Annotated in this window: 10 protein-coding genes; 9 read left to right on the top strand and 1 reads right to left on the bottom strand. The window is 60.2% G+C overall.

The window, feature by feature from the left end:
• Positions 1-142: 142 nt before the first annotated feature.
• The 4 genes from ISN74_RS01645 to ISN74_RS01630 all read left to right on the top strand — a co-directional run bounded on the left by ISN74_RS01645 (position 143) and on the right by ISN74_RS01630 (position 5,455).
• Positions 143-361: a hypothetical protein gene (locus ISN74_RS01645; protein WP_188796754.1), complete on the top strand. Its 219-nt coding sequence runs from the start codon at positions 143-145 to the stop codon at positions 359-361.
• A 177-nt stretch (positions 362-538) separates the two neighbouring features.
• Positions 539-2,842, top strand: coding sequence for a DNA helicase II (locus ISN74_RS01640; RefSeq protein ID WP_188796752.1), 2,304 nt, complete (start codon positions 539-541; stop codon positions 2,840-2,842).
• 13 nt (positions 2,843-2,855) lie between these two features.
• Positions 2,856-3,443, top strand: coding sequence for an FUSC family protein (locus ISN74_RS01635; RefSeq protein ID WP_188796750.1), 588 nt, complete (start codon positions 2,856-2,858; stop codon positions 3,441-3,443).
• Positions 3,444-3,562: 119 nt separating this feature from the next.
• Positions 3,563-5,455, top strand: a complete 1,893-nt coding sequence (locus ISN74_RS01630; protein ID WP_188796748.1) for a 3'-5' exonuclease — start codon at positions 3,563-3,565, stop codon at positions 5,453-5,455.
• Positions 5,456-5,493: 38 nt separating this feature from the next.
• Here ISN74_RS01630 and ISN74_RS01625 read toward each other — a convergent pair whose 3' ends face one another.
• Positions 5,494-7,035, bottom strand: a complete 1,542-nt coding sequence (locus ISN74_RS01625; RefSeq protein ID WP_188796746.1) for an MFS transporter — start codon at positions 7,033-7,035, stop codon at positions 5,494-5,496.
• 136 nt (positions 7,036-7,171) lie between these two features.
• On the opposite strand from ISN74_RS01625, the gene ISN74_RS01620 reads away from it, so the two are divergent.
• The 5 genes from ISN74_RS01620 to kdpB all read left to right on the top strand — a co-directional run bounded on the left by ISN74_RS01620 (position 7,172) and on the right by kdpB (position 12,870).
• On the top strand, positions 7,172-8,092 hold the full coding sequence (locus ISN74_RS01620) for a LysR family transcriptional regulator (RefSeq protein WP_188796744.1): 921 nt from the start codon (positions 7,172-7,174) through the stop codon (positions 8,090-8,092).
• An 83-nt stretch (positions 8,093-8,175) separates the two neighbouring features.
• Positions 8,176-8,520: a hypothetical protein gene (locus tag ISN74_RS01615; RefSeq protein WP_188796742.1), complete on the top strand. Its 345-nt coding sequence runs from the start codon at positions 8,176-8,178 to the stop codon at positions 8,518-8,520.
• Between the two features lie 346 nt (positions 8,521-8,866).
• Positions 8,867-8,959 (top strand): K(+)-transporting ATPase subunit F, encoded by a 93-nt coding sequence (gene kdpF, locus ISN74_RS01610; RefSeq protein WP_115496368.1) that lies wholly within the window; start codon positions 8,867-8,869, stop codon positions 8,957-8,959.
• Entirely contained in the window at positions 8,956-10,761 is a 1,806-nt protein-coding gene (kdpA, locus tag ISN74_RS01605; protein WP_188796740.1) for a potassium-transporting ATPase subunit KdpA, read from the top strand. Before kdpF ends, kdpA begins: the two co-directional genes overlap by 4 nt.
• Positions 10,762-10,797: 36 nt before the next feature.
• Positions 10,798-12,870 (top strand): potassium-transporting ATPase subunit KdpB, encoded by a 2,073-nt coding sequence (kdpB, locus tag ISN74_RS01600; protein ID WP_188796738.1) that lies wholly within the window; start codon positions 10,798-10,800, stop codon positions 12,868-12,870.
• The last annotated feature ends 8 nt before the right edge of the window (positions 12,871-12,878 follow it).

Genomic DNA, 12,878 nt, shown 5'->3' with positions numbered 1-12,878 from the left:
TACATCGTTCAGCGCAGAAACGATGATCGGCGACACATTCCAGGCGATCATGAAACAACGCTGAGGAAGGCCGCCTGCACGGCCTTCCTTCCGCCTGGCGCGCCACCTATGATCGGGCCTATTCCTTTACACGGAGCAATTCATGCGCGCCATCCTGTTCATTGTCGGTGTCGCACTGCTGGTCGGTGGCCTGTGGGTCATCTTCGGCCACGGTGGCTATACGGAAACCGATACCGTCTTCCAGCTCGGTTCGGCCAAGCTCACTGCAACCCACCAAAAAGCCTTTCCCGAGTGGATGGGTATTGCAGGCATTGTGGTAGGCGCCTTGCTCGCGCTGGGCGGCATGTTCTCCAAGCGCTGAAACCATCCTCGCGCAACCCAATCTTGCATGGGCGTCATTCCCGCGAAAGCGGGAATCCATTTTTCGGTGCGTAAGTGCAAGATGGATTCCCGCTTTCGCGGGAATGACGCCCATGAGGGTTCATAGGAAGTCACGGTAACGGGGATCATCCGGCCCACAGCGGCTACAATCCCATAAATGGATGTCTCCTACCTGATCGATTCGCTCAACGACGCACAACGCGAAGCTGTCTGTGCGCCACCCGGCCACTATCTGGTCCTCGCCGGCGCCGGTTCCGGCAAGACGCGCGTGCTCACGCATCGCATTGGCTGGCTCAGCCAGGTCGACCATGTGCCACCGTGGGCGATTCTCGCCGTCACCTTTACCAATAAGGCCGCAGGCGAGATGCGTGCGCGTCTGGACAACCTGATTCCAGGTGGCACGCAAGGTCTTACCGTCGGCACCTTCCACGGCATCGCGCATCGCTTGCTGCGTCGTCACTGGCGTGAAGCCGGCTTGCCGGAAAGTTTCCAGATTCTCGATGCCGACGATCAGCAACGCCTGATCAAGCGAGTGGTCGCGGGCCTGGGCCTGGATGAAGCGCGCTTTCCTCCGCGTCAAGCCACGTGGCAGATCAATAGCTGGAAAGACGAAGGCAAGCGCCCGGAAAATATCGAACACGGGCACCATCCCGTCACGCACACGCTGGTGCAGATCTACCAGGCTTACGAGGACGCCTGCCGCCGCGCCGGCCTGGTCGATTTTGCCGAGCTGCTGCTGCGCGCGCACGAGCTGTGGCTGAAGCAGCCGGCGATCCTGGAGCATTACCAGCAACGCTGGCGTCATCTGCTCGTGGATGAATTCCAGGATACCAACGCGTTGCAATACGCATGGATTCGCGTACTCGCCGGTCAAACCGGCAAGGTTTTCGTGGTGGGCGACGACGACCAGTCCATCTACGGCTGGCGCGGCGCAAAAGTGGAAAATGTGCAGCAGTTTCTACGCGATTTCCCGGGCGCACGCACGATCAAGCTGGAGCAAAACTATCGCTCCACCTCGAACATCCTGAAAGCCGCCAACAGCGTGATCGAACGCAACGGCAACCGCCTTGGCAAGCAGCTATGGACGGCCGGCGACGAGGGCGAACACATTGCCGTATACGCCGCCTACAACGAACAGGACGAAGCACGCTTCGTCATCGAACGCATCCGTGAATACATCGCCGAGCATGGCGATGCGAAGGATTGCGCCATTCTTTATCGCTCCAACGCACAATCACGCAACTTCGAAGAGCAATTGATTCAGCACGATGTGCCCTATCGGGTCTACGGCGGCTTGCGCTTCTTCGAGCGTGCGGAAATCAAGGATGCGCTGTCCTACCTGCGTCTCACTGCCAATCCCCATGACGATGCCGCGTTCGAGCGCGCGGTGAATACGCCGCCACGTGGCATCGGTGATCGCACACTGGATGTGTTGCGGCGGCGTGCACGCAGTGAAGGCATATCGATGTGGGAGGCCGCGTTGAACGAGCTTGGCACCGGCACCGAACTGGCTGGGCGTGCAAAGAACGCGGTGAAGAGTTTTCTGGCCATGATTGAAGATATGGCGCGCACGTTTCAGGCCCTCTCCTCCCGGGAGAGGGGTTGGGGTGAGGGTGCGAACTTGCCGGATGTCGCGAGTCAGCCTTTGCTCGCTCCGCCCGAACCCTCACCCCCGGCCCCTCTCCCGAAGGGTGAGGGGAGCGACGCACTCCCCCTCGCCGAACAAATCGACCACGCCATCGTGCAATCCGGCTTGCGCGAGTTCTACGAAAAAGACAGTCGCGGCAACGCCGAATCGCGCGTGGAAAACCTGGACGAGTTGGTCAACGTGGCCAGCCGCTTCGAAATGACGCCCGACGATATCGAAGCGGGCTTGAGCGAACTCCCCGCCTTCCTGTCGCACGCCGCGCTGGAAGCCGGTGAAGGCCAGGGCGAATCCTGGGACAACTGCGTGCAATTGATGACACTGCACTCCGCCAAGGGCCTGGAGTTTCCACTGGTGTTCCTGGTTGGCGTGGAAGAAGGCTTGTTTCCCAGCCAGCGTTCAGTGGAAGACGAAGGCCGCCTGGAAGAAGAACGACGCCTCGCCTACGTCGGCATCACCCGCGCACGCGAGCGGCTGGTGATCACGCATGCCGAATCGCGCCGCATGCACGGCACTGAAATGCTCGCCCGCCCTTCACGTTTTCTGGGTGAAATTCCTCCCTCGCTGATCGATGAAGTGCGTCCGCGCGTGCAGGTCAGCCGTCCGTTGTATGCGGGCCGCTTCGCCGAACCTGCACCATCGCTCAAGGAAGATCTACCGGTGAAACTTGGCCAGCGCGTGAACCACCCTACCTTTGGCGAAGGCGTGGTGATCAGTGCCGAAGGCAGTGGCGCGCATACGCGTCTGCAGGTCAATTTCGAAAGCGCTGGTAGCAAATGGCTGGTCGCCGCCTACGCCAATCTCACTCCGCTATAGGCGAAAAAACACGATGAGCGAACGACATCCGATTCGCGATAGTGCCCGCCAACTCAGCAGCGTCCAGCAGCAGTTGGCGCAGATTTACAAGCGCATGCCCTGGGGGCATCGCTTACTCAAAGGCCTGTCGATGGGCCTGCAGGCTTTAGCCAGCGCCAGCCTGGGTTACGAGCTGGGCTTGCTGCTGCATACGCAACAAGCGTTCTGGGCCGCGCTCACGGCAATCTCCGTCACGCAACAAACGTATATCGACACACGCAATTCATCGCGCGACCAGGTCATCGGCGCGGCGATAGGCGCGGCCGTTGCGATTGCCGCCACCTATCTGATCGGCGACAACTATCTGTGCTACGCCGGCACGATGGTCGCTGTGATCGTGCTGTGTTGGTGCTTCAACGTCGGCAACGCCGGCAAGCTGAGCGCCACCACAGCCACTATCGTGATGCTGGTGCCGCATGAAGGTTCGTTCTGGACGGTGGCGCTGACGCGCCTGGGCGAAGTCACCCTCGGTATTGCCTGTGCACTGATTGTGACGGGCGCCGCGCATTGGCTGGAACGCCGCTGGCTGGAGCGCGACCCTGCCCCGCATACCGACGGTTGACCTCCTCACCCGGAGCAAGCCTGATCCGGCCCGCCGGGAGCGACAGGCTGAAGTTTCGCGATATTCCCATATGATGATGGCGTAACGGGCGCCCCCAACCAAGGCAGGGACCGCAATCGATGGCGAAACTGATCCCTACCCGCAATAGCTGCCTGGCGCGCATGCAGGCTGGTGAGAAGCGCCTTTCCGAACGGTTGGAGCAGAAGCTCGAAGACGATTACCTACTGTGGTACGACGTACCGATCGGCCCGCGGCAAAGCCGGCCCGATTTCGTCGTCTTTCATCCACGCCGCGGCTTGTTGGTACTGGAAGTCAAAGACTGGAAACCGGAAACCATCACCGGCGCCGACAAGACCCAGTTCACGCTGATCACTGGCCAAGGTGCCGTCAAGACGCATAATCCGCTACTGCAAGCACGCGCTTACGCACTGGAAATCAAGGTGATGCTGGAGCGTGATCCAGCGCTGCGCCACCTGCCCGGGCATCGGCATGAAGGGCATCTGATCATGCCCTGGGCATACGGAGTGGTGCTCAGCAGTATCAGCCGCAAGCAATTCGTCGACGGCCATCTGGATGAAGTGATTCCGGCCCACATGGTGATCTGCCGCGACGAGATGTATGAAACCGTCGATGCAGAAGCCCTTCAGGAACAGTTGTGGGCCATGTTCCAGCAATCGTTTCCCTGTGCGCTTACCTTGCCGCAGATCGATCGCATCCGCTGGCACATGTTCCCGGAGCTGCGTGTGGAATGGGGCGAAGGCCAATTCGGCCTACCCTACGACAGCGAGCCGGAAGCCACCACGCCGATCGCCATTCCGGATCTGATCCGCGTGATGGACACGCAACAGGAACAGCTAGCACGCTCACTGGGTGACGAACATCGCATCATTCACGGAGTAGCGGGCTCCGGCAAAACGATGATCCTCGGCTATCGCGCGATCCATCTGGCGCGCACCATGGCCAAGCCGGTCCTTATTCTCTGCTACAACAAAACGCTCGCGGCGCATCTCGATCAGTTGATGGGTGAGCGCGGTCTCAGCGATAAGGTGCAGGTCTACAACTTCCACAAGTGGTGCCGGAAGATGTTGGAGGCCTACCACGAACCACTGCCGCCGCAGGGAGATGGTTTCTTCGAAGCGATGGTGGAAGGCGTGATGAGCGGCGTGGAACATGGCCGCATTCCACGCTTCCAGTACGGCGCGGTACTGATCGACGAAGGCCACGATTTCAAGCCGGAGTGGTATCGCTTGATCGTGCAGATGGTCGATCCGGACACCAACGCACTGCTGGTGCTGTATGACGACGCACAGAACATCTACGGCAAAGCCGATCGCCCGAAGTTCAGTTGGAAAAGTGTCGGAGTGCAAGCGCAGGGCCGCACCACCATTCTTCGTATCAATTATCGCAACACGCTGGAAATTCTTTCTGTCGCCCGCCGTTTTGCCCATGAACTGCTCGACGAACGCCAAGGCGATGAAGACGGCGTACCGCTGATCGCACCGGAGAGCGCAGGACGTCGCGGTGCAGTGCCGGAACTGATCCGCACCGAGAACGCCAAGGCTGAACTTCACACTGTTTTAGATCGCCTCCGCCAGGAGCACACACGTGGAAGACCGCTATCGGACATGGCGGTGATTTTCCGCAATCACTGGGAAGGCGAAAACATTCATCAGGCGCTGCAACAGGCTGGCATCGCCAGCCGTATTGCCGACAGCGTCGGCAAAAGTTCGCTGTTTTCCAACGAAGACAGCGTAAAGCTGGTCAGCATGCACTCCAGCAAGGGCCTGGAATTTCCCGTAGTGATCATTCCCCACCTTGGCGCGATGCCGAGATTCGGCCAGGACGAAGCGCTGGAAGCGCGGTTGCTGTATGTCGCCATGACGCGTGCCACCGAGCAGTTGCTGCTGGTTCATCACGAGGAATCGGTATTCACCGCACGCATTCGCGCATCGATCAACGATGTCCAGGTGCAACTTGCGCCAACAGCGCAATTGGCCAGCAGCATTTCGTAGGTTGGATTACCCCGAACTTGATCCTGGGATAATCCAACCTACAGGACCGCACAGCTATTGGCATCGGCCTCCGGCGCGGCTCCGGCCTTGCCTAGAAAACCAAACACCACGAGTGCGGATACCGTCGTAATAGCTGCGAGCACGTACATGACCCAACGAAACGCCTCGCTATAAGCGGTAATCAAGGCAGCATGTGCCGCATCCGGCCATGGCGCCATCGCGAGCAAACGGTTTCCAGCCGCCAACTGCCGCGCAGTCGCATTCACGACATCGATCTCTACGCTCGGCATTGCCACATGCAAACGCCATTGCAATAAGCCAACCAGCACGGCGCTCATCAAGGCCAGGCCGATGCATTCACCTGCCACACGGGTGGTACTGAAAATTCCGGTAGCCATGCCAGCGCGTTCGCGCGGCACCACGCTGACGGAAAGACCATCCATTAACCCCCACGGCATGCCGCTGCCAACACCAACCAGCAGCATCGGCACAGCCCAGTCCCATACCGACTGGCCCGGGGCGATGCGAGACATGTAGAGCAAGCCGACCGCCGCAAGCAGCAAGCCAGCGCCGCAAAGCACACCCGCCGGAATGCGATGCGCGAGCGACGCCGCCATCGCGGGCACCACCAGCATCGGCAGCGACAACGTCATCAGCATCCAACCCGCATCAAGTTCGCTGTGACCTTCGATACCGATAAAACGAATGGGCAGCATGATCAGCAACACCACATAGCAATAACAGGTTGCCAGCGGCAGCGCTTGCACGCCGATGAAACGCGTATAACGAAACAATGAAAGATCCAGCATCGGACGGCGCACACGACGCTCGATCCACACAAACAGCACCATCAGCGCGAAAGCGGCAGATAAAAGACCTGTCACCTGCGCACTTAACCAGCCATGCAACGGCGCCTGCATGATGCCAAGCGTGAGCGCGCCCAGCGCAGCAGTGAAGCTGATGCTGCCCGGCCAATCGAGACCGGTCGCGCCAGGATCACGCGACTCGTGCATTTTGGGCACACCCAGCAGCAAGGCCAACACGCCTGCCGCAGCGCCGGTGAGAAAGCTCGCACGCCAACCGAAATCTTGTATCAACCAACCGGTCAGTACCGGCCCGAACGCCAGACCAATCCCAAAGGTGGTGCCGAGCATGGCAAACGCCCGCGTCCGCGCTGGCCCATCAAATTCCTGCGCCAGGGCTGCCGTGCCGCCCGCCAGGATCATCGCGCCCGCAAGGCCCTGTGCACCACGCAGCAAGTTGAGCCACGGCAACTGGGAAACACCTGCCAGCAACAGTGAAGCGAGCACGAACAAACCGACGCCAGTGCTGAAGACCTTCTTGCGTCCGTATTGATCGGACAAGGCGCCTGCCGCCATCAGCGTGCTCCCGAACGCGAGCATGTAACCGTTGACGATCCAGTTGAGCGCAAACGGGCTACCACCCAGTTCGCGCCCGATGGCCGGCATCGCCACGGCACCCCCGGTAAAGCCGAGTGGCGGAATCAGCGCGGCCAGGCACACCGCGCCGAGAATGAGCCACCGTCCGGCGCGGGCGCCGGAGCTGGTTGTTGTAGACATCCGGGGGTTCCTGATGTGTAAAGGGAGGAGAACTACATCCTAAAAGGCTGGCAATAGTTGAAAAATCGGGCTTCATTCCGTTCTAAACGGATAAATACGCTCTAATCTCCCCCCTTCATCACCCCGGAACCAAGGCATGGACAAGCTCACCGGATTGACCGCCTTCGTACGTACAGCCGAAACCCAGAGCTTCGTTGCAGCCGGACGCCTGCTGGGTATTTCCGCCTCGGCGGTGGGCAAAAGCGTGGCGCGGCTGGAAGAGCGCCTTGGCGTGCGCCTTTTTCAGCGCAGTACGCGGCGTGTACGCCTCACGGCAGAGGGCGCACAGTTTTTTGAGCGTTGCCGGCACATTCTCCATGACATCGACGAGGCCGAGGCCCTGCTGTCGCATGCCAGCGAAGTGCCGCGTGGACGCTTGCGGATAAGCGTCATCACCATCGGCTATCGCTTCCTGATGCCGGTGCTGGGTGAGTTCATGCAACGCTATCCCGACATCGAGCTGGATCTGGATTTTGATGATCGCATCGTCGATGTAATCGACAATGAACTGGATGCCGTTATCCGCAGCGGCGAGCTGCCCGATTCGCGCCTGATGGCGCGACGCATCGGCTCATACCGCATCATGCTTTACGCATCGCCCGCTTATCTTCAGCGGCATGGCACGCCGCAACATCCGCGTGAACTGGAGCGGCATAGCTGCCTGCAGTTCCGCTATCCAAGCAAAGGAAAACTGCAGAAATGGGTGATGCGCAATGATCCCGGCGAAAACGAGCCGAACCTGCCGGTCAGTTTGGTCTGCAACAACATCGAGGCAATGCTGATGGCCTGCACCAACGGCCTGGGCATCGGCTATATGCCAACCTTTCTTACGCGCGAGGCGGTCGCAGAAGGCAGCCTGCTGCCGGTATTGGAAAGTTACATGCTGCAACAAGGACCATTTTGGGTGCTATGGCCATCCAACCGCCAAATATCGCCGAAGCTGCGCGTGTTTGTCGATTTCATCTGCGAACATCTTTTCCGCGAAGAAAAATGCGAAATTGCACCCGTACCCATATGAAACATAAACGCAGACTCTTGCTTTGAAACCCATCGGGTATACCCCGGTCCGTTATTGTCGACACCCTTGCGTATCGATAAGTCATGAACAACACCCTGGACACGCCGGACGAACGACTCGATCACGATATCTGCGTACATATCTTCACCGCTTCGGCCGCCATGGTCGGCGTATGCCTCACCGTTATCGGCATCATTCGAATGGTGGTGTCGTTGCGGCACACCGACGTGCTGGGCGATGACCTGTTGGCGCTCAACGCGATGGCTTACCTGGCCGCCTGCCTGATGTCCTACTGGGCGCTACGCACCCGTAACCTGGGGCGCAATCACCGGCTGGAACGGATCGCTGATGTCCTGTTTCTGGGGTCGCTGACCTTGACGGCGGTGAATGCAGCGTTCATCACCTGGGCCGTTTCTTCGCTCCACTAGCACGGATCGCATTCAGCACCCTGCAACGCCGAGCCCCGGCTCGGCGGGCGGTTTGGGCCAAACTGGGGCTCGGCGCCCCCACTAGGACGCAGCGCAAGTTCCCTTGCCCGTAAAAATTTTACGCGTTCTATACGCGGGGCCGCTCTTTCGCTACCCGCTTCTTATGCGCCGATGCCTACAGTGCGCAGCTGTGAGGCATTGAGTGATTCCCATGGATGTTATCTACCTACTGTTTGGCTTCGTGTTGGCTGCCGCCACGCTCGGCTTTCTGCTGCTTTGCGACCGCCTGGGGCCGCGCAGCTGACCATCGGCGGCCCTGCCCCGACTCTCTAACGGAGCAAATCCCATGAACTTCTTCTACGGACTGGCTGCCGTCATCGCGGTGGCTTTGACGGTTTATTTGTGTGTGGCGCTGTTGAAACCGGAGTGGTTCGAATGACTCTCAACGACTTCATCCAGATCGGCATCTATCTGGTTGTCCTGTTGCTGCTCATCAAGCCGATGGGCCGCTACATGGCACACGTATATGCCGACCAACCCAACCGCATCACCCGCCTGGGTGGCGGCGTTGAGCGGTTTATCTATCGTTTTTGCGGCGTCAAAGCCGATGAAGACATGGGCTGGAAGCGCTATGCCATCGCCATGCTGCTGTTCAACGTGTGTGGCATGGTGTTTGTGTATGCGTTCCAACGCCTGCAGCAGTGGCTGCCACTGAACCCTCAGCACTTCCCGGCGCTCAGTCCGGATCTGTCGATCAACACGGCGATCAGCTTCATCACCAACACCAACTGGCAGGCTTATTCAGGCGAGTCGGCGATGAGCTATCTCACCCAGATGGCTGCGCTGGCGGTGCAGAACTTCATGTCCGCAGCCACCGGCATTGCGGTGCTGATTGCGGTGGTGCGCGGCTTTGCCCGCAAGACAGCCAAGGGCATCGGCAATTTCTGGGTCGATCTGACTCGCACAACCCTGTATGTGCTGATGCCGATTTCGTTCGTGCTGGCGATGCTGCTGGTGTCACAGGGCGTGATCCAGAACTTCAAGCCGTTCGTGGATGTGCCGGTGGTGCAGACCACCACGTACGCCAACCCGGTGACCGATGTGGCCGGCAACCCTGTCAAGGATGCCCAAGGCAACCCCGTGACCAAGCCCGCGCAGCTCACGACAGAAACCCTGCCGATGGGTCCGGCTGCGTCGCAGATCGCGATCAAGATGCTGGGTACCAACGGTGGTGGCTTCTTCGGTGCGAACTCGGCACATCCGTACGAAAACCCGACCCCGTTCTCCAACTTCCTGGAGATGCTGGCGATCTTCCTGATTCCTGGCGGCCTGTGTATCACCTTCGGTGAAATGGTCGGCGACCGCCGCCAAGGCTGGGCGATCCTGGCCGCGATGCTGGTGATCTTCATTCCGCTCACCATCGGCGTGACCGCTGCCGAACAGGCCGGCAACCCGATCATCCACACCCTGTCGGCCGTCGATCAGCACGCTTCAGCGCTGCAGCCGGGCGGCAATATGGAAGGCAAGGAAACGCGCTTCGGCATCGCAGCCAGCAGCCTGTTCACCGCCATCACCACGGCAGCATCGTGCGGTGCGGTGAACAACATGCACGATTCGCTGACCCCGCTGGGTGGCCTGGTGCCAATGTGGCTGATGCAGCTTGGCGAAGTTATCTTCGGCGGCGTCGGTTCGGGTCTTTACGGCATGCTCGCCTTCGCGGTGGTCGCAGTGTTTATCGCCGGCCTCATGGTGGGCCGCACACCGGAGTACCTGGGCAAGAAGATCGAAGCGTACGAGATGAAGATGGCGAGCCTTGCCGTGCTGATTCCCTGTGCGCTGGTTGTCATCTGCACGGCCATTGCCGTACTCACGCCGACCGCAACCGCCACCGTGGGCAACCCGGGTGCGCACGGCTTCAGCGAGATTCTGTACACGGTGACGTCTGCCACCAACAACAACGGCAGTTCCTTCGGTGGCCTATCCGCGAACATTCCGTTCTGGAACGTGATGTTGAGCGTGTGCATGTTCTGGGCGCGCTACACCCTGGCTATCGCCATGCTGGCGCTGGCCGGTTCGGTGGCCGCGAAGAAGCATGTTCCCGAATCGTCAGGCACGCTTCCCACGCACACGCCGCTGTTCGTAACGCTGTTGGCCAGCGTGGTGATCATCGTCGGCGCACTTACCTTTTTGCCTGCTCTGGCGCTCGGCCCCATCGCCGAGTACCTGATGTCGGCGCATTGATTTTTTTGGGCTGCCCCAATTAGGAATTTAGATTCCATGACTTCGCATACACACGCCGTCAGCTCATTTGATCGCGCACTGATCTGGAAGGCCGTCGCAGACGCGTTCCGCAAACTTCATCCGCGCTTGCAGTTCCGCAATCCGGTGATGTTCGTGGTGTTTGTCTGCAGCGTACTTACCACCTTGCTGTGGGTACAGGCGCTGACCGGCCACGGTGAAGCGCCCACCGGTTTCATCTTGTGGGTGAGCATCTGGTTGTGGTTCACCTTGCTATTCGCCAACTTTGCTGAGGCGCTCGCCGAAGGCCGCGGCAAGGCACAGGCCGCTGCGCTGCGTAGCTCGCGCAAAGATGTTATCGCCAAGAAACTGGCCGAACCCAAGCGTGATGCTTCGATCGTGTTCACGCCGTCCAATGAACTGCGCGCCGGCCACTACGTATTGGTGGAAGCGAACGAGCAGGTTCCGGGCGACGGCGAAGTGCTCGTCGGTGCTGCCAGCGTCGACGAAAGCGCGATCACCGGTGAATCTGCACCGGTGATTCGCGAAGCCGGTGGTGATCGCAGCGCGGTGACCGGCGGCACGCGCGTGCTGTCGGATTGGCTGGTGGTGAAGATCACCAAGAACCCGGGCGAAAGCTTCCTCGATCGCATGATCGCGATGGTGGAAGGCGCTGCACGCCGCAAGACGCCGAACGAGATCGCGCTGACCATTCTTTTAGCCAAGTTCACGCTGATCTTTCTGCTGGCTTGCGCCACGCTGCTGCCGTACTCCATCTACAGCGTACAGGTGGCCGGCAAAGGCAACCCGATCACGCTGACCGTGTTGATTGCGCTACTGGTATGCCTGATTCCCACCACCATCGGCGCGCTGCTTTCAGCGATCGGTATCGCCGGCATGGATCGCATGATCCGCGCTAACGTCATCGCCACCTCCGGCCGTGCGGTGGAAGCTGCCGGCGACGTGGATGTGCTGCTGCTGGACAAGACCGGCACCATCACGCTCGGCAACCGCCAGGCTGTTGCTTTCCATCCAGCACCAGGCATTGAAGAACGCACGCTCGCCGACACCGCACAGCTTGCCTCGCTCGCCGACGAGACGCCGGAAGGTCGCAGCGTCGTGGTACTCGCCAAGGAGAAGTTCGGCCTGCGCGAACGCGAGCTGGAATCGTTGCATGCTGAATTTGTGCCGTTCACCGCACAGACTCGCATGAGCGGCGTGGACATGGGCGAGCGCCGTATCCGCAAGGGTGCGTTGGATGCGGTGGAACGCTATCTGGATGGCCAGGGCAGCCATCTTCCGCCCGCGGTCAAACGCATGGCCGAGGACATCGCCCGCCGCGGTGCCACCCCGCTGATCGTGACCGAAGGCGACCGCGCGCTGGGCGTGATCGAACTGAAGGACATCGTGAAGGGCGGCATCAAAGAGCGTTTCGCTGAACTGCGCCGCATGGGCATCAAGACGGTGATGGTGACGGGCGATAACCCGCTCACCGCCGCTGCGATTGCCGCCGAAGCAGGCGTCGACGATTTCCTCGCCGAAGCCACACCGGAAGCCAAGCTCAAGCTGATCCGCCAGATGCAGTCGCAAAGCCGTCTGGTCGCCATGTGCGGCGACGGCACCAACGACGCGCCGGCGCTGGCCCAGGCCGACGTGGCGGTGGCCATGAACACCGGCACGCAGGCAGCGAAAGAAGCCGGCAACATGGTCGACCTGGATTCCAACCCGACCAAGCTGATCGAGGTGGTGGAAATCGGCAAGCAGATGCTGATCACGCGCGGCTCGTTGACGACGTTCTCGATCGCCAATGACGTGGCCAAGTATTTCGCGATCATTCCCGCTGCGTTTGCCACCACTTATCCGGCGCTCAACGCACTGAACGTGATGAAGCTGGCCACCCCGCAGAGCGCCATTCTGTCGGCGGTGATCTTCAACGCGCTGATCATCATTTTTCTCATTCCGTTGGCATTGAAGGGCGTGAAATACCGCGCACTGGGTGCCGGAGCGCTGCTGCGCCGGAATCTGCTGGTTTATGGCCTGGGCGGCATCGTCGTGCCGTTCATCGGCATCAAGATCATCGACATGCTGCTCGTCCTGTTTGGCGCCGCCTGAGGAGGCAA

Source organism: Dyella caseinilytica (assembly GCF_016865235.1).
Taxonomy (GTDB): domain Bacteria; phylum Pseudomonadota; class Gammaproteobacteria; order Xanthomonadales; family Rhodanobacteraceae; genus Dyella_B; species Dyella_B caseinilytica.
This window is presented reverse-complemented; position numbering and strand designations above follow the sequence as displayed.

Coding starts and splice junctions, on each gene's coding strand:
- ISN74_RS01630 (WP_188796748.1), top strand. CDS start 3,563: ATGGCGAAACTGATCCCTACCCGCAATAGCTGCCTGGCGCGCATGCAG.
- kdpA (WP_188796740.1), top strand. CDS start 8,956: ATGACTCTCAACGACTTCATCCAGATCGGCATCTATCTGGTTGTCCTG.
- ISN74_RS01625 (WP_188796746.1), bottom strand. CDS start 7,035: ATGTCTACAACAACCAGCTCCGGCGCCCGCGCCGGACGGTGGCTCATT.
- ISN74_RS01645 (WP_188796754.1), top strand. CDS start 143: ATGCGCGCCATCCTGTTCATTGTCGGTGTCGCACTGCTGGTCGGTGGC.
- kdpF (WP_115496368.1), top strand. CDS start 8,867: ATGAACTTCTTCTACGGACTGGCTGCCGTCATCGCGGTGGCTTTGACG.
- ISN74_RS01635 (WP_188796750.1), top strand. CDS start 2,856: ATGAGCGAACGACATCCGATTCGCGATAGTGCCCGCCAACTCAGCAGC.
- ISN74_RS01615 (WP_188796742.1), top strand. CDS start 8,176: ATGAACAACACCCTGGACACGCCGGACGAACGACTCGATCACGATATC.
- ISN74_RS01640 (WP_188796752.1), top strand. CDS start 539: ATGGATGTCTCCTACCTGATCGATTCGCTCAACGACGCACAACGCGAA.
- ISN74_RS01620 (WP_188796744.1), top strand. CDS start 7,172: ATGGACAAGCTCACCGGATTGACCGCCTTCGTACGTACAGCCGAAACC.
- kdpB (WP_188796738.1), top strand. CDS start 10,798: ATGACTTCGCATACACACGCCGTCAGCTCATTTGATCGCGCACTGATC.